The 15,775-nt window shown below is 63.5% G+C and carries 13 protein-coding genes; 1 reads left to right on the top strand and 12 read right to left on the bottom strand.

What is annotated here, in order from left to right; translation table 11 throughout:
* Positions 1–60: 60 nt before the first annotated feature.
* From AC3B5Q_RS14595 to AC3B5Q_RS14555, 9 genes are all read right to left on the bottom strand, one after another.
* Complete coding sequence (locus tag AC3B5Q_RS14595) at positions 61–1,443, bottom strand: sigma-54 interaction domain-containing protein (RefSeq protein WP_103444318.1); 1,383 nt, start codon at positions 1,441–1,443, stop codon at positions 61–63.
* A 59-nt stretch (positions 1,444–1,502) separates the two neighbouring features.
* Positions 1,503–2,519 (bottom strand): ABC transporter permease, encoded by a 1,017-nt coding sequence (locus AC3B5Q_RS14590; protein ID WP_021785667.1) that lies wholly within the window; start codon positions 2,517–2,519, stop codon positions 1,503–1,505.
* On the bottom strand, positions 2,519–3,577 hold the full coding sequence (locus AC3B5Q_RS14585; RefSeq protein WP_021785668.1) for a microcin C ABC transporter permease YejB: 1,059 nt from the start codon (positions 3,575–3,577) through the stop codon (positions 2,519–2,521). The genes AC3B5Q_RS14590 and AC3B5Q_RS14585 overlap by 1 nt, the downstream gene beginning before the upstream one ends.
* Positions 3,574–5,373, bottom strand: a complete 1,800-nt coding sequence (locus AC3B5Q_RS14580; protein ID WP_274118914.1) for an extracellular solute-binding protein — start codon at positions 5,371–5,373, stop codon at positions 3,574–3,576. Before AC3B5Q_RS14580 ends, AC3B5Q_RS14585 begins: the two co-directional genes overlap by 4 nt.
* A 142-nt stretch (positions 5,374–5,515) precedes the next feature.
* Positions 5,516–5,797 (bottom strand): peptidylprolyl isomerase, encoded by a 282-nt coding sequence (locus tag AC3B5Q_RS14575; protein ID WP_003248318.1) that lies wholly within the window; start codon positions 5,795–5,797, stop codon positions 5,516–5,518.
* An 81-nt stretch (positions 5,798–5,878) separates the two neighbouring features.
* The gene (locus tag AC3B5Q_RS14570) at positions 5,879–6,940 is read right to left on the bottom strand and encodes a 3-deoxy-7-phosphoheptulonate synthase (RefSeq protein WP_021785670.1); all 1,062 of its coding nucleotides are present in this window, start codon (positions 6,938–6,940) and stop codon (positions 5,879–5,881) included.
* 554 nt (positions 6,941–7,494) lie between these two features.
* Complete coding sequence (locus AC3B5Q_RS14565) at positions 7,495–8,046, bottom strand: YbhB/YbcL family Raf kinase inhibitor-like protein (protein ID WP_021785672.1); 552 nt, start codon at positions 8,044–8,046, stop codon at positions 7,495–7,497.
* 48 nt (positions 8,047–8,094) lie between these two features.
* Entirely contained in the window at positions 8,095–8,403 is a 309-nt protein-coding gene (locus tag AC3B5Q_RS14560; RefSeq protein ID WP_021785673.1) for a hypothetical protein, read from the bottom strand.
* Between the two features lie 195 nt (positions 8,404–8,598).
* The gene (locus tag AC3B5Q_RS14555; RefSeq protein ID WP_021785674.1) at positions 8,599–9,894 is read right to left on the bottom strand and encodes an MFS transporter; all 1,296 of its coding nucleotides are present in this window, start codon (positions 9,892–9,894) and stop codon (positions 8,599–8,601) included.
* A gap of 428 nt (positions 9,895–10,322) precedes the next feature.
* Here AC3B5Q_RS14555 and AC3B5Q_RS14550 point away from each other — a divergent pair, with 428 nt between their 5' ends.
* Positions 10,323–11,198, top strand: a complete 876-nt coding sequence (locus tag AC3B5Q_RS14550; RefSeq protein ID WP_021785675.1) for an AEC family transporter — start codon at positions 10,323–10,325, stop codon at positions 11,196–11,198.
* A gap of 78 nt (positions 11,199–11,276) precedes the next feature.
* On the opposite strand, the gene AC3B5Q_RS14545 is transcribed toward AC3B5Q_RS14550, so the two are convergent.
* The 3 genes from AC3B5Q_RS14545 to AC3B5Q_RS14535 form a co-directional block, all read right to left on the bottom strand.
* On the bottom strand, positions 11,277–13,793 hold the full coding sequence (locus AC3B5Q_RS14545) for an excinuclease ABC subunit UvrA (RefSeq protein WP_101196071.1): 2,517 nt from the start codon (positions 13,791–13,793) through the stop codon (positions 11,277–11,279).
* Between the two features lie 167 nt (positions 13,794–13,960).
* Positions 13,961–15,046, bottom strand: coding sequence for a type VI secretion system protein TssA (gene tssA, locus AC3B5Q_RS14540; RefSeq protein WP_021785677.1), 1,086 nt, complete (start codon positions 15,044–15,046; stop codon positions 13,961–13,963).
* A 95-nt stretch (positions 15,047–15,141) separates the two neighbouring features.
* Positions 15,142–15,660, bottom strand: coding sequence for an Hcp family type VI secretion system effector (locus tag AC3B5Q_RS14535; protein WP_012052417.1), 519 nt, complete (start codon positions 15,658–15,660; stop codon positions 15,142–15,144).
* Positions 15,661–15,775: the final 115 nt, after the last annotated feature.

Here is a 15,775-nt window from a genome sequence, read left to right as displayed (position 1 = left end):
TGCCTCTGATAGAAGGCGGAGCTCTGGCGGTAATCTCAAATAAGAAACAAGAGTCTCCAATCAGAGACCAAGTGCCGCCATCTTCTTGTACAGCGTCGACCGCCCCAGCCCTAAGGCTGCCGCTGCCTCCGGCACTTTTCCTCCCTGTTCGGCCAGCGCCCCGGTAATCAGGCCGCGTTCAAATGCCTCGCACGCCTCGCGGTAGGTCTGGCGTTTGGGCGCCTCAGCCAGCGGGCTCAATGGCCCCAGTGCCGCACGCAAGTCCGCAACCCCCAGCCGAGGCTGATCCGCCAGCAAGGTCGCGCGCTCCAGCACATTGCGCAGCTCGCGAATGTTCCCCGGCCAGGCATGCCTGGCCAGCAGTTGCTGCGCTTCAGCTTCCAGCTCGTACTGGCTGCCCAGCTCAGCCAATATGGCTTCGCACAGCGCCGGCAGGTCCTCCAGCCGTTGCCGCAACGGCGGGACATCGATCGGCAGCACATTCAGCCGGTAATACAGGTCGGCGCGGAAGGCCCCGCGGGCCATGGCAGCCTGCAGGTCGATGGAGGTGGCGGCAATGATGCGCACATCGCTGCGCAGCATCTGGTTCGAACCGACCGGCTCGTATTCCTTTTCCTGCAGCACCCGCAGCAGCTTGCTCTGCAAGGCCAGCGGCATGTCGCCGATCTCGTCGAGGAACAACGTGCCGCCTTCGGCCAGTTGCAGCTTGCCGCTGCGGCCTTTGCGATCGGCACCGGTAAAAGCACCCGGCGCAGTGCCGAAGAATTCGGCTTCCAGCAGCGTCTCCGGGATGGCTGCGCTGTTGATGCTGACAAAGGCTTTGTGCGCCCGTGCTGACGCTGCGTGAATGGCGTGGGCCAGCAGTTCCTTGCCGGTGCCGGTTTCGCCCAGCAGCAACACGGGTGAATCGCTGCCGGCGCCACGCCGGGCGCGTCGCTTGGCTTCCAGGCTGGCCGCGCTGCTGCCTACGAACTGGGCGAAGCTGTACTTGGCCTGGCGGGCGCGTAGTTGCGAGCGGGTCGAGGCCAGTTCCTGCTGCATGCTGGAATAGCGTTTGAGCAGCGGCGAAAGGCTGCGCAGTTCGTCGAACAGGGCAAAGCCGATGGCGCCGATCAGCGCGCCCTGGTCGTCGTGGATGGGCAGGCGCATGACCACCAACGGCTCGTTCTGCGTGTCGAGCATGTCCAGCAGGATGGGCCGGCCATTGCTTACCACGTCGCGCATCAGGCTCCCAGGGATCACCGTTTCGCAGGGTTGGCCGATGGCACTGGCAGCGTCGGCCAGGCCAAAGCGTCGGGCGTAGCGTTCGTTCATCCAGACGATGCGTGCCTGGCGATCGACGATCACCGTGCCTTCGCTGGACTGCTCGATGATCTCGAACAGCGAGCGGATCGCCAGTTGCCGTACCTGGGGGTAGTCCTTGAGGCTGTCGCTGTCGTGCATGGGTGAACATCCTGAATCATGTATTGGCACAAGCCCCTGAAAAGACCGGGCCTGAAAACTTATCGTCGGGGGTCAAACGCCTCACGCAGGGCATCCCCGATAAACACCAGCAGTGACAGGATCACCGCCAGCGCAAAGAACGCGGTAAAGCCCAACCACGGTGCCTCCAGGTGCTGCTTGCCCTGGGTCACCAGCTCGCCCAGCGAGGCGCTGCCCGCTGGCATGCCAAAGCCCAGAAAGTCCAGCGCGGTCAGTGTGGTAATGGCCCCGGTCAGCATGAACGGCACATAGGTCAGCGTGGCATTCATGGCATTGGGCAAGATATGCCGCAGCATGACCTGGCTGTCCGGTAACCCCAGCGCCCGCGCAGCCTTTACATACTCCAGATTGCGCCCGCGCAGGAACTCGGCGCGCACCACGTCGACCAGGGCCAGCCAGGAAAACAGCGCCATGATCCCCAGCAGCCACCAGAAATCCGGTTCGACAAAACCGCTGAGGATGATCAGCAGATACAGCACGGGCAACCCCGACCATACCTCCAGCAGGCGCTGCCCGAGCAGGTCGACCCAGCCCCCGTGGTAGCCTTGCAGGGCGCCTGCCGCCACGCCAATAAGCACACTGACCGCGGTAAGGGCAAAGGCGAACAGCAGCGATACCCGCGTGCCATAAAGCACCCGCGCCAGCACGTCACGGCCTTGGTCGTCGGTGCCTAGCCAGTTGCTGGCACTGGGCGGGCTGGGGGTGGGCACCTGCAGGTCGTAATTTGGTGTGTCGGCACTGAACGGGATAGGTGCGAACAGCATCCAGCCACCCTGTTCCGCGATCAGTTGGCGCACATAGGCGCTGCGGTAGTCGGGTTGAAACGGCAGTTGCCCGCCAAACTGCTGCTCGGTGTAGCGTTTGAGCGCCGGAACGTACAGCTCGCCCTTGTAGCCCAGCAGCAGTGGCTTGTCGTTGGCCACCAGTTCGGCGCAAAGGCTCAGCAGCAGAAGGCCGGCAAACAACCACAGCGACACCCAGCCCAGGCGGTGGCGCCGAAAGCGTTGCAGGCGGCGGCGTGATAGGGGCGATAGCATCAATGCGCCCTCGTATCGAAGTCGATGCGCGGGTCGAGCAACGTGTAAGACAGGTCACCGATCAGACGAATCAGCAGGCCCGCCAGGGTGAAGATGAACAGCGTGCCGAACACCACCGGGTAATCCCGCGACACGGCGGCCTCATAACTCATGCGGCCCAGGCCATCGAGCGAAAAGATCACCTCGATCAGCAACGAACCGGCGAAAAATACCGTAATCAGCGCCTGTGGCAGCCCGGCCACCACCAGCAGCATGGCGTTGCGCAGTACGTGGCCATACAGCACGCGGCGTTCGCTAAGGCCTTTGGCCCGGGCAGTGACCACGTATTGGCGGGAAACCTCGTCGAGGAAGGCATTCTTGGTCAGCAACGTGAGGGTGGCGAACCCTCCGATCACCAGGGCGGCGACCGGCAGCACCAGGTGCCAGAAGTAGTCGGCGACCTTACCCAGCAGGCTGAGCTCGTCGAAATTGTCCGAGACCAGGCCGCGTACCGGGAACCAGCTGAGCGAAGTGCCGCCGGCAAACAGTACGATCAGCAAGAGCGCGAACAGGAACGAAGGCAGGGCGTAACCGATCACGATCAATGCGCTGCTCCAGGCATCGAAGCGGCTGCCATGGCGCATTGCCTTGCGGATGCCCAGCGGGATCGACACCAGGTAGGTGATCAGCGTGGCCCAGAAGCCCAGCGACAAGGTGACCGGCAACTTGTCGAGAATCAGGTCGGTGACTTTGGCGCCGCGGAAGAAGCTGTTGCCAAAGTCCAGCCGGGCATATTGGCCCAGCATCAACCACAGGCGTTCGGGGGCGGACTTGTCAAAGCCGTACTGGCGCTTGATCTCTTCGATCAGTTTCGGGTCCAGGCCGCGTGTGGCGCGGGATTCGCCATGAACCACTTCAGCGCGCGCGCCAGGTGCGCCGCCACCGATGCCCTGGAGGCGGGCCACGGCTTGCTCCACCGGGCCACCCGGCGCGGCCTGGACGATGGCGAAATTGACCAGCAGGATTGCCAGCAGCGTCGGAATGATCAGCAACAGGCGGCGCAGGATATAAGCGGTCATGGCGAGGCCTTCCGGCGTTCGGCCATTTGCGCGTTGGTCAGCGGGGTAGGGCTGACCTCCCACCAGGTGTCCAGGCCCTCGTCATAGGTGGCCTGGACCTTGGGCAGGCCGAAGCGGTTCCACCAGGCGGTGGAGCTGCCTGGCGGGTAGTAGTTGGGGATCCAGTAGTAATTCCATTGCAGCACGCGGTCCAGGGCATGGGCGTGACGCAGCATGTCGGCCTGGGTGTCGGCGCGAACCAGGCCGTCGATCAGGTGGTCTACGGCCGGGTCCTGCAGGACCATCAGGTTGTTCGAGCCGGGGTCGTGAGCGGCCGCCGAGCCGAAGTAGTTGTACAACTCGGCGCCCGGCGACAGGGTGACCGGGTAGCCGGTGACGATCATGTCGTAATCGCGCGCCATCAGCCGGTTGACGTACTGGGCCGAGTCGACGTTGCGGATGTTCAGGGTCACGCCGATCTGGGCCAGGTTGCGCTTCCACGGCAGCAGCAGGCGTTCAAGGCCCGCCTGGCCATTGAGGAACGTGAACGCCAGTGGCGTGCCCTGGCTATTGACCAAGCGGTCGCCTTCGGGGTGCCAGCCGGCTTGTTCGAGCAGGGCCAAGGCCTGCAACTGCTGTTTACGGATGATCCCCGAGCCGTCGGTGACCGGGGCAGTGAACACCGTGGTGAACACTTCATCTGGCACTTGGCCGCGCAAGGGGGCGAGCAGCTTCAACTCCTCCGCATCCGGCAACTGGCGAGCGGCCAAAGGGGTATTGGAGAACACGCTTTGCTGGCGGATGTACAGGTTGCGCATCATCTGCCGGTTGCTCCACTCATAGTCCCACAACATACCCAGCGCCTGGCGCACACGGCGGTCCTTGAACTGCGGCTGGTCGAGGTTGAACACGAAACCTTGGGCCACCTGCGGTTTGGCCGGGGCCAGGTGGGCGCGTTGCAGGCGGCCGTCGTCCAGTTGCGCACCGTTGTAGCCCAAGGTGTAGGCCGTGGCGGAGAACTCGCGGTTATAGTCGTAGCCACCGCCTTTGAGTACCTGGCGCGCCACTTCGGTGTCGCCGAAGTACTCGATGCGCAGCTTGTCGAAATTGTAGCGGCCACGGCTGGCCGGCAAGTCACGTGCCCACCATGTCGGGTCGCGTTCGAAGGTGATGCTGCGGCCGTTGTCGATGCGCCCGATGCGGTATGGCCCGCTGCCAACCGGCTTGTCGAAGCCGGCACCGTTGGCAAAATCGCGCTGCTGCCAGTCGTGCTCGGGCATTACCGGCAGGCTGGCGAGGTCCAGCGCCAGGGTGCGGCCGTGCTCGGGCTTCAAGTCGAATCGTACGCTGTGCAGGCTTTCCACGGTCACGCCGGTCACGTCGGCAAACTGGGTACGGTATTTGAGGCTGCCCTTGCTCATCAGCAGTTCGAAGGTGAAACGCACGTCTTCGGCGCGCACCGGCTTGCCATCGGCGAAGGTGGCGCGTGGGTCGATGTCGAAACGCAGCCACTCATCATTGGGGTCGCGCTCCATGCGCCGGGCGATCAGGCCGTAAACGGTATAGGGTTCATCGTACGAGCGTACCGCCAGTGGCGCGTACAGCAGACCATCGACTTCGCTGACACCGATGCCTTTGTCGATGTAGGGCAGGATGTGGTCGAACTGGCCGATCTCGATGGCCGAGCGGCGCAAGATGCCGCCCTTGGGGGCGTCGGGGTTTACATAGTCGAAATGCCGGAAGCTGGCGGCGTAGCGGGGGGCTTCACCGTAGACGGTGAGGGCGTGGGTGGTAGCCGCCTGGACCGTAAAGCCCACGCACGAAAATACAAGCCCCCACAATACTTGTGGGAGCGGGTTCACCCGCGAATGCGTCGGAGCAGGCAACGAGGTTGTCTGGTCTGGCCTCTTCGCGGGTAAACCCGCTCCCACAGGGGGGCTGATCACCGGGAGGGGGGAATCAGTCCTGGCGGCTGGTCACTTCCAGCAGGTGGTAGCCGAACTGGGTCTTCACCGGGCCTTGCACGGTGTTGACCGGGGCGCTGAAGACCACGGTGTCGAATTCCTTGACCATCTGGCCTGGGCCGAACGAACCCAGGTCACCGCCCTGACGGCTGGACGGGCAGGTGGAGTTGGCTTTGGCGATTTCAGCGAAGTCGGCGCCTGCTTCGATCTGGGCTTTCAGTTCGTTGCACTTGTCTTCGCTGCTGACCAGAATGTGGCGGGCGGTTGCACGGGCCATGGGTACTGCTCCTTGGGGGTAAAAAAGGCAAGCCTAGCGCACTTGTCCGGGGTATGTCTCGCCAGGCTTGCAACCATTGGCCTACAGTTTTTGTGCCGCCTCACGCAACAGGGTTTCGGTCGAGGCCCAGCCCAGGCAGCCGTCGGTAATCGACACGCCGTATTTGAGTGCGCCCTTGCCCAGTGCCTGGCAGCCATCGAACAAATGCCCTTCGATCATCACCCCGACCAGCGAACGGTCGCCGCCCAGGCGCTGCTCCAGCACCTCATTGAAGACCGCTGGCTGGCGCGCCGGGTCCTTGCCGCTGTTGGCGTGGCTGCAATCGACCATGATCCGTGCCTGCAGGCCGGCCTTGGCCAACGCCTGGCGGGCCATGGCGATGCTGTTGGCATCGTAGTTCGGGCCTTTGTGGCCGCCGCGCAGTACCAGGTGTGTGTCCGGGTTGCCCAAGGTCTCGATGATCGCCGGGTGGCCCTGTGCATCCATGCCGAAGTGCCGGTGGGGGTGGGCAGCGCTGCGCATGGCGTCGCTGGCGATGGCGATGCCGCCGTCCGTACCGTTCTTGAAGCCGACCGGCAGTTCCAGCCCACTGACCATTTCGCGGTGGATTTGCGATTCGGTGGTGCGTGCGCCAATCGCGGCCCAGGCCAGCAGGTCATCGAAGTAGCCGGCGGCCATCGGTTGCAGCAACTCGGTAGCGATCGGCAGGCCGCGTTCGATCATGCTCAGCATCAGCCCGCGGGACAAGGCGATGCCTGAGTGCATGTCGTCACTGCCATCGAGGTGCGGGTCGTAGGCCAGGCCTTTCCAGCCCACTGTAGTACGCGGTTTTTCGACGTAGGCGCGCATCACCAGCAGCAGCTTGTCGTTGACTTCGCGGCCAAGGGCGGCCAGGCGGTCGGCGTATTCCAGGGCCGCGCGTGGGTCATGGATGGAGCAGGGGCCGACGATGACCAGCAGGCGTGGGTCGCGGCCTTCGAGGATGTCGCGGATGGCCAGGCGATGGGCCTGGACTTGCTGGGCCAGTTCGCTGGACAGTGGCATCTGTTGCTTGAGCAGGTGCGGGCTGGGCAAGCGTTTGCTGACAGTGGTGTTGGCCGCTTGCGGCTGGGTCAGGGGCAGGGCGAGGCTGGAAGCGTGCATGGCGTTTTTCCCTGGGCGGACAGCGGGTTCAGGCCCGCATTGTCGGCCCTATCGAGGTGTTCGACAGATCGTTGAATTGGTATTGGCTGCTGCATTGCCACCTGTAGAGGACCGATCGGAGGCGGCAGGCTGGCCCGAGCGGGATTGGCTAAATCGCCAGGCAGAGGTGTTTGCGTAGTAATAAGTGGCGTAGTTCATGAATCTGTCCTCAAAGTGAATCGGTGTTGGTCAAAGGCCTGAAAAGCAAAACCCCCGGTCGGGAAGCCGACCGGGGGTTTGAGTATTCTCATGTTCGGCGGCCCCTCGAAGGTGGACGCCGGGTGGGTATCGGCGCCTAATGGCTAAACCAATACCCAAAGTAATAGTTGGCAGGTGCCACGCAGCCGGCAACGGCCAGCACAGGGCGCAGGCTGCGACCGGTGTGGTTGGCGTGGTTGCGGGTGTGTTTCGGCATGTTGCTCTCCAGTGAATGAGCCCGAGCTTACTTCAGTTCGTGCAGGCCATTCAATGGATAAATGCTATGGGGCTGATCATTTGTTTTTGTACTGACTGGTTCAATGGCCGTATCGCCCGACCAGGCTTTGAGCCCCCAGCGCGTGGCCTTGAAGCAGTTGTAGCAGGCCGCTGCGATCCAGCCCCTCAGGCAAGGTACCCAAAGGCAGGTCGGTGGCAATCAGGGTCAGTGCGTAATGATGAGGGTTGTCGCCGGCGGGTGGGCAGGGGCCTCGGTAGCTGAGGGTACCGCGGGAGTTGCGGCCCACTGTCACGGATGGCCCGCTCAGCCCTGCCGTGCCTGCCTTGAGCCCATCCTGTTCGGGGTCGATGTTGTAGGCGATCCAGTGCACCACACCAACGCCCTTGCCACCGTCCGGGTCGAACATGATCAGGGCCAGCGACCGCGTACCTGCGGGCAAGTTGTCCCAGCTCAGTTGCGGGGTCCGCTCTTCGCCGGCGCCGCATGCCGGGTCCTGGCCGACCTGTTGCAGGGCGATGACGCCGCCATCGGTGAATGACGAGGAACTGATCGACATCGCGCCTTGGTTGCCTGCGCCAGCTAAAGCAGTGCACGGCAGCAAAGCAGCGAACAGCCAGTGTTTGAGGTGCATGGTCAATCCTGGTCAGGGCGTCAGGGCTCAGTTTAGTCCAGGTCGGCTTCAGCGGCTGTCCTGGTCCTCGGCAGTGCCGCCGCTGGCACCGGCACCAGAGCCAGTGCCTTCGCCGGTATTGTTGGAGCCGCCAGCGGCACCGTCGGCGGCATCGGTGTTGCTGCCTGTGTCACTGCTGTCGTTACCTTTGCCGCTGCCGGGGCTGTTGACGCTGCTGCCTTCACCGACGGTCTTGCCGCCAGAGTGGTCGGTTTGCGGATGGCTGTCGGTATGGGTGTCGGTGGCGGCGAAGGCAGTGCCGGTGAGGCTGCTCAGGGCGAGCGCCAGGCACAGGGATAGCGGGCGAATGCGGATCATGGGACTTCTCCTTTGCGGATGATCAGTCATTCGTTTGGCTGGCGGCAGCTGGCGGGGTGCCTTCTGGGCGACGAGTGGCAATTTCTGGGGGCTGTATATCCCTGTCACACCCAAGGCCGCCCGCAGAAGGAAATGTAATCTTCTGTGGGAACGGCCTGGTACCGCGATTGGGCCGCAGTGCGGCCCCTGCAATCATCAGGATGCTGAGTGCTGTGCGGGCGCCGGGGTTTCGACTGGCTCCAGCGGCGGATGCTCCTGCGCTGCATGCATCAGGTCTTCGGTCACCCGCAGCTCGGCGCCAGTTGGCGAGAAGGTGGTCGACGCGGTGAACGGGGCAGGGTGCTCTGCTGCCGGGCGTTTGCCACGGCGCCACATGAAGAAGCACACCATGGTCAGGTTGACCACGGCAAACGCCCAGAACAACCCGGCCTCACCAAACTCGGTCATCATCGGTGAAATGGCCACCGGGGCCATGGCCGAACCCAGCGAGTTGATCAGTAGCAGGCCCTGAATCATCGGTACCAGCGCATCGGAAGGCGCGCGGTCGGCCGCATGGCTGACCGCCACCGGGTACAGCGTGAACACGCCGCCACCCAACAGGAACAGCATGGCCGGCAGCAGGAACGAGTCCGATGGCAGGAACACCGTTACAAGCGACAGGACAACGCACAACGCGGCAAGCGCGAGCAGCACATCGAGGCGGTCCTTGCGGTCGGACCAGCGCCCGACCGGGTATTGCAGCAGCATCGCGCCGAGGATGACCCAGGCCATCATGTTGCCAACTTCACCCACCTCCAGGCCGATGCGCTGCAAGTACAGTGGCAGCAGCGCATAGATGCCGGCAATCGCTACACCCGAGCCGAAGCAGCCGACCAGGCCCGACGGTGCCACGCCCAGCAACTGGCGGGGCTTGAGGGGTTCGACCTGGTCCAGCAGCGGCGACACCCGCGGCAGGATCACGATCGGTAGCACCGACAGGGCGGCCAGCACGCCGGCCAGCATGAACGGGGCGGTATCGCCTAGCTGGGTGATTTCGCCAAGGCCGGCCTGGGCGATTACCCCGGCGCCGTAGAAGGCGATCATGTACAGCGCCAGCAGGCGGCCACGAATCTTTGCGTCACCGGCCAGCAGCAGCCAGCTCTCGATCACCAGAAACACGCCGACTGCCGCCCAGCCATTGATCAGGCGCAGCACCGACCACCAGGTGACCTCGTAGAACAACCCTTGCAGCAGGATGGTGACGGCAATCAGCGAGGCGAAGCTGGTATAGGCGCGGATGTGGCCAATGCGCAGGATCAGCCGGTCGTTGAAGATGGCACCGAGGGTCAGGCCGATGAAGTAGGTCGACGAGACGATACCGATGGTGGTGGCAGACTCACCGGCGGCGCCCAGGCGCAGGGTGGTCAGGGAAGACATGAAGCCGTTGCCCAGGGCGATGATGAACAGCCCGAGCAGGGGCGCCAGCGCCATGGCCAGCAAACGCGGAGACATACGTACCTCTAGTTGGATGAGCGGAATGAGCACCTTCTCGGCGCGCACACCGGCTCGACCCGGCAAGGGGCGAGTGGCGACACGGATGCGACCTGGGCAAGACTCAACCGCTGGGCGTTATGGGAGATGGGCCGGGCGGGGAGGGTTGAGCCTACTTCACATGTGCGTTCATGTGTTCAGGCGCTGACTCTGTCATTGCTGCTGGTTGCCACCGTTCAAGGCGACGGGCGAAAAGGAAGCGGGATTCTACGGGCTTGGACGCTTTTGCCAAGGGGTATGGGTGTGCGACGAGACGCCGCAGTCTCAGCGCGACATGAACATGTCTTCCACAGACATTTCAGATGGCTGCTCCTGCGTGCGGTGAGATCGGCACGGCAATCTTGCAGAGTGCTGCATAATGCTGACCCCCCCCACCAAGGAAGGCCTCCATGTTCGCGTCGCTGTTCGCAGTCCTGGCTCCGGTTTTCATCGTCGCCGGAATTGGCTTTGCCTGGGCCCGCAAGGGCCTGGATTACCCCACCGATTTCATCGCCCGGGTGGTGATGACCGTCGGCACACCTTCGCTGGTGCTGTCCACCCTCAGTCGTACCGAGCTGAACCCGAATGCCTTTACCAGCATGGCCGTGGCCTGCTTGCTGTGCACCTTGGGGATGGCCTTGGCCGCTTTGCTGGTGTGTCGCGCGTCGGGCATGCACTGGCGGGTACTGCTACCGGCGTTCATGTTCCCTAATACAGGCAACATGGGCCTGCCGATCAGTCTGTATGCCTTCGGTGAGCATGGCCTGGCCCTGGCTGTGGCGTTTTTCCTGACCCTGTCCATCGTGCAGTTCACCATCGGCATGGCCATTTCCGGCACGGCGGCTTCGCTCAAGGCGCTGCTGCGCAACCCTATCGTCATCAGCCTGGCCGGCGCCATGCCCATCATCTTTCTCGATTTCGAACTGCCGCGTTGGCTGGCCAACACCGTAGACCTGCTGGGCGGCATGACCATCCCGCTCATGCTGCTGACCTTGGGGGTATCACTGGCCAGCATTCGCCTGCGTCACGTGGGCAGCGGCATGTTGCTGGGCGGTTTGCGCATTGGCCTGGGCGCTGCGGTGGGCTGGGCAGTGGGCGCGGTATTGGATATGGACAGCCTGGAGCGTGCGGTGCTGGTGGTGCAGTCGGCGATGCCGGTGGCCGTGTTCAACTACCTGATGGCGGTGCGGGCCAACCGTGAGCCAGAGCAGGTGGCGAACCTGGTGATGTGTTCTACGGTGCTGTCGTTTGCCTGGTTGCCGGTGGTGCTGGCCTGGTGGATGTAGGCCATTGGCAACGACAGCAATTTCCGTTGAGTCAATGCGCGCTAGTCGGCGGCCCAGCAACCTGGCAATGCGCAGGGGTCACAAGGCCTTGGCCAGAAACGCCGCCGTGCGGCTGTCGGTACATGCCGCCACCACCTGCGGCGTGCCACTGACCACCACCTTGCCCCCGGCATCGCCAGCCCCCGGCCCGATATCGATCACCCAGTCGCTCTGCGCCACCACTCGCATGTCATGCTCGACCACCACCACGCTATGCCCGCTTTCTACCAGGCGGTTCAGCTGTACCAGCAGCCGGTCGATGTCCTGCGGGTGCAAGCCGTTGGTGGGTTCATCCAGCACATACAGGGTTGCCCCGCGGGCCATGCGCTGCAGTTCGGTCGCCAGCTTGATGCGCTGCGCTTCGCCACCGGACAGCTCGGTGGCTGGCTGGCCCAGACGCAAGTAGCCCAGGCCGATATCCTGTAGCACTTGCAGGCAACGGCGTGCAGGCGGTTGTTCGGCAAAAACCTGCAGGGCCTGGTCGACGGTCAACTGCAGCACTTGCGCGATGTTCATGCCTTGCCAGCTCACCGCCAGGGTTTCGGGGTTGTAGCGGGCACCCTGGCAGGTCGGGCAGGGCGCATACACGCTGGGCATGAACAGCAGCTCGACGCTGACGAAACCCTCACCCTCGCAGTTGGCGCACCGGCCCTTGGCAACGTTGAACGAAAAGCGCCCGGCGTCGAAGCCCTGTGCCTTGGCCTGCTCGGTAGCCGCGAACAGTTTGCGCACGTGGTCGAACAGGCCAGTGTAGGTGGCCAGGTTGGAGCGCGGCGTGCGGCCGATCGGCTTCTGGTCAACTTGCACCAGCCGCTTGATGCTGCCAAGCCCGGCGCTTACGTGGCCGCTGCTGGTCTGTTCAGGTTCATCTTCCAGGCTTTGCGCTTCGGGCTCGCTACGTTGCTCGGCATGGCCCAGGTGTGCCCCTACCAGTTCCAGCAGGGCCTGGCTGACCAGGCTGGATTTACCCGAGCCGGAAATACCGGTAACGGCGGTAAAGCAGCCCAGCGGGAATGCAGCGCTCAGGTTATCGAGGTTATTGCGGGTGATGCCTTCGAGCTTCAGCCAGTCGCGGGCCTGGCGGGGGGCGCGTGTGGCCTGGGCCGGGGCACTGAACAGGTAGGTGCGGGTGCATGACTGCTGGACCTCGGCCAGGCCGGCAGGCGGCCCGCTGTAGAGGATGGTGCCGCCGTGCTCGCCGGCAGCTGGCCCTACATCCACCAGCCAGTCGGCGCGGTGCATGGTGTCCAGGTCATGCTCCACCACATACACCGAGTTGCCAGCCTGTTTCAGGCGCTGCAAGGCTTCGAACAGCGCTTCACTGTCAGCCGGGTGCAAGCCGGCCGACGGCTCGTCGAGCACGTAGACCACCCCGAACAGCTGCGAATTCAGCTGCGTGGCCAGGCGCAGGCGTTGCAGTTCACCGGAAGACAAGGTTGGGGTGCTGCGCTCCAGGGCCAGGTAACCAAGGCCGAGGTCAAGCAGCGTGTCAATGCGTTCGAGCAGCTCGTTGGCGATGCGTTGGGCCGCCAGGCGTTTTTCCAGTGTCAGTTCGTCCTGCTGCTGGGTCAGGTAGTCAGCTGCCGCCACCTTGCGGAACACCTCGGCCAGCGCCTGCAACGACAGGTGCGACAGTTCGGCGATGTCCAGCCCGGCGAAGGTCACGGCCAGCGCTTCGCGCTTCAGGCGTTTGCCTTGGCACAGCGGGCAAGGGCTGGGGCGCATGTACTGGGCCACACGCTTGCGCATCTGCGCGCTCTGCGAGTGCATGAAGGTATGCAGCACGTAACGTCGGGCACCCATGAACGTGCCTTGATAGCTGGGCTCCAGTTTGCGCTTGAGGGCTTCGCGGGTCTGCGCCGGGGTCAGGCCGGCATACACGGGGGCGGTGGGCGTCTCTTCAGTGAACAGGATCCAGTCGCGCTGTGCCTGGGGCAGGTCGCGCCAAGGGATATCGACGTCATAGCCCAGCGTGACCAGGATGTCGCGCAGGTTTTGCCCTTGCCAGGCCATTGGCCACGCTGCTACCGCACGCTCACGGATGGTCAGCGAAGGGTCGGGGACCATGGTCGCTTCGGTCACCTCGTAGACACGCCCCAGGCCATGGCATTGCGGGCAAGCGCCCTGGGGCGTGTTCGGAGAAAAGTCTTCGGCGTACAGCATCGCTTGCCCGGCCGGGTAATGGCCTGCGCGGGAGTAAAGCATGCGGATCGAACTGGACAAGGTGGTCACGCTACCCACCGAGGAGCGTGCACTCGGCGTGCCGCGTTGCTGCTGCAGGGCCACCGCCGGCGGCAAGCCATCGATGGCATCGACATCCGGCACGCCAACCTGGTCGATCAGGCGCCGGGCATAGGGCGCCACCGATTCGAAATAGCGACGCTGGGCTTCGGCATACAGCGTGGAGAACGCCAACGAGGACTTGCCCGAGCCGGACACGCCGGTGAACACCACCAAGGCATCGCGGGGGATATCGACATCAATGTTCTTCAGGTTGTGCTCGCGGGCGCCACGGACGCGGATGAAACCGCTTGGGGTGGTTGGGCTTGGTGGCATGAAGCAGTCCTTGTCTGAAGCTGAGCAGGGCGCTCAAGTTAACAGCAATTGCAGCGCCCTTGCGTGGGCAACAGTCAAGGGACCTGCCCGATGGAGCCGGTGGGGGGGCAGGGAGCCGGCTGTCTTCGCCTTACCTGACGTTCGTCTCAAGGCTTTTATTGCAGACCCTAGCGGGTGCCCAGCACATCGCGGATGTTGTCCACCACGTTGTTGTCCTTGATCACGTCACTCAACCAGCCTTCCAACGGCATGTTGCCCCACTTGATCGCACGTTCGATCAGGTAGGGTACCGGGCTTTGCGGTTCGCTCTGTTTGAAGTACTGGGCGATGCCCGCAAGCATGGTGAATGCCTCGTCGCGGGTCAGCGGGGTGGTGCGCAGGGCTGCAGGCGCGGTCGTCGGGGGCGTGGCATTCATCGGTTCACCTGCTTCGTGGAGGTTGGCGCCCGTGGCCTGTGGCTGTGCTTCCTCCGGGATGGCGGGGTGTAGCTCTACGCCGCGGTCCTTGAGCAGTTTTTCCGCCAGCTGGCTGGCACGCGAAAGCATGTCGGCAAGGCTGGCAAAGCTGGGCGCCTCGTGGCCGAACAGGCGGTCGGCGCTGGCCTGCAGGCGTTTGCATGCATTCAGGCTGGTAGCGATCTGCTGGGCCTTGGCGCGCAGGTAATCGGTGTCGGTAAGCGCTACCGAACGCTGGAAGATCTCGGCGTTGATCTTGCCTTCGTTCAGCGCTGTCTGCATCGCCTTGGGGTTTTGCAAGGCGAGGTTTTCTACATGGCGTGATTCGTCATAGCGCAACACGCCAAAATTCTGCCCCTGGATAATGGGCAAGCCACCGGCAATGTCGGTGAGCGTGGTCTTCAACCAGGACAGTCGCGCCGCGCGCTCGTCCAGGCCGTCTTCGAGGGTGGGGTACAGCGTTTCCCAGAACGCAACCAGGAGCTGTTCGGTCAGCTCGAGGCCAAAGGTGATGCCTTCGAAGTGTTCGCGCTGGGCCAGCCCCTCGCAGAGCCAGGCCACCAGCATCAGGTCTTTGCTTTGCTGCGCAAGCCCTTGAGCCGACAGGTTGATCACCTGCTCCCAGTCGGCAGTCTTCAGGTCGGTTTGCCAGTCGCCCTGGGTCAGGTAGTCAGGGTCCGCCCGGCGTGCCTCCTTGATCTGGTCGAACAAGGCAGAGAAGCTCAAGTCTTCACCACTGCCACCCTCGATAGGGGCGACCAGTGTGGCCAGCGAGAGGTCATTGAGAATTTCAGGCATAGAACACTCTGGACATGGCTAATGAACAGCGCGCCAGAAAACCCGGCGCGCTGCGGAACACAGGCCGCCGAAGCGGCCCATGGTCTGGCACGTGCTTAGGCAAACACTTTGTTCGCGGTGCGGTCCCAGCCACCGACGATGTTGCCGCCGGCCTGGCCGTCGGTGCGGTTCTGCTGGGTGTAGGTGGTCTTGATGCGGGCAAAGTTGAAGCTGATTTCTTCAACCGGCAGGTCGCTGACCGCCTTGTCTTCACCATTCTGGTTGCCACCGGCAACAAACTTGACCGAAGAGACCACCACTTCTTCCATGTCGATGGTCAGGTAGGTGACCTTGTCGCCACCGGCGCGGTTCACGTTCAGCTTCAGCTTGGCAATGTGCTTGCCGGTGCAGCAGTGTTCGAACAGTTTGGCCGATGCCTTGTCGACTGCCTTGCGGATCTTGAAGTCGCTCAGGGCAACGCGCTCGGAGGACGCACCGCCCGAAGAGCTGGCGGTTGCCGACGTAGCCTGGGTGGCGCCGTACTCGTAGCCCAGCACTTCGATCCAGTCCTTGTGTTTTTCATCCAGTACTTCGCCTGGGATGCCGTCGATTTGGATATACGCGTCAAATGCCATTGTGAAACTCTCCATTAACAACATGTAAAGGGTTGCTCATGCGCCCCTTGGTTTTGACCTCGCCGGGCGCGCCGGCAGAGGTAGCTTGCCGCCGCCCGGGCCTCATCCTGTGAGG

The organism is Pseudomonas sp. D5(2026) (assembly GCF_057766845.1).
Note: the sequence above shows the minus strand (reverse complement) of the source record. Positions and strands in the feature narration are given on the sequence as shown.

Coding starts and splice junctions, on each gene's coding strand:
- AC3B5Q_RS14595 (WP_103444318.1), bottom strand. CDS start 1,443: ATGCACGACAGCGACAGCCTCAAGGACTACCCCCAGGTACGGCAACTG.
- AC3B5Q_RS14590 (WP_021785667.1), bottom strand. CDS start 2,519: ATGCTATCGCCCCTATCACGCCGCCGCCTGCAACGCTTTCGGCGCCAC.
- AC3B5Q_RS14585 (WP_021785668.1), bottom strand. CDS start 3,577: ATGACCGCTTATATCCTGCGCCGCCTGTTGCTGATCATTCCGACGCTG.
- AC3B5Q_RS14575 (WP_003248318.1), bottom strand. CDS start 5,797: ATGGCCCGTGCAACCGCCCGCCACATTCTGGTCAGCAGCGAAGACAAG.
- AC3B5Q_RS14570 (WP_021785670.1), bottom strand. CDS start 6,940: ATGCACGCTTCCAGCCTCGCCCTGCCCCTGACCCAGCCGCAAGCGGCC.
- AC3B5Q_RS14565 (WP_021785672.1), bottom strand. CDS start 8,046: ATGCACCTCAAACACTGGCTGTTCGCTGCTTTGCTGCCGTGCACTGCT.
- AC3B5Q_RS14560 (WP_021785673.1), bottom strand. CDS start 8,403: ATGATCCGCATTCGCCCGCTATCCCTGTGCCTGGCGCTCGCCCTGAGC.
- AC3B5Q_RS14555 (WP_021785674.1), bottom strand. CDS start 9,894: ATGTCTCCGCGTTTGCTGGCCATGGCGCTGGCGCCCCTGCTCGGGCTG.
- AC3B5Q_RS14550 (WP_021785675.1), top strand. CDS start 10,323: ATGTTCGCGTCGCTGTTCGCAGTCCTGGCTCCGGTTTTCATCGTCGCC.
- AC3B5Q_RS14545 (WP_101196071.1), bottom strand. CDS start 13,793: ATGCCACCAAGCCCAACCACCCCAAGCGGTTTCATCCGCGTCCGTGGC.
- tssA (WP_021785677.1), bottom strand. CDS start 15,046: ATGCCTGAAATTCTCAATGACCTCTCGCTGGCCACACTGGTCGCCCCT.
- AC3B5Q_RS14535 (WP_012052417.1), bottom strand. CDS start 15,660: ATGGCATTTGACGCGTATATCCAAATCGACGGCATCCCAGGCGAAGTA.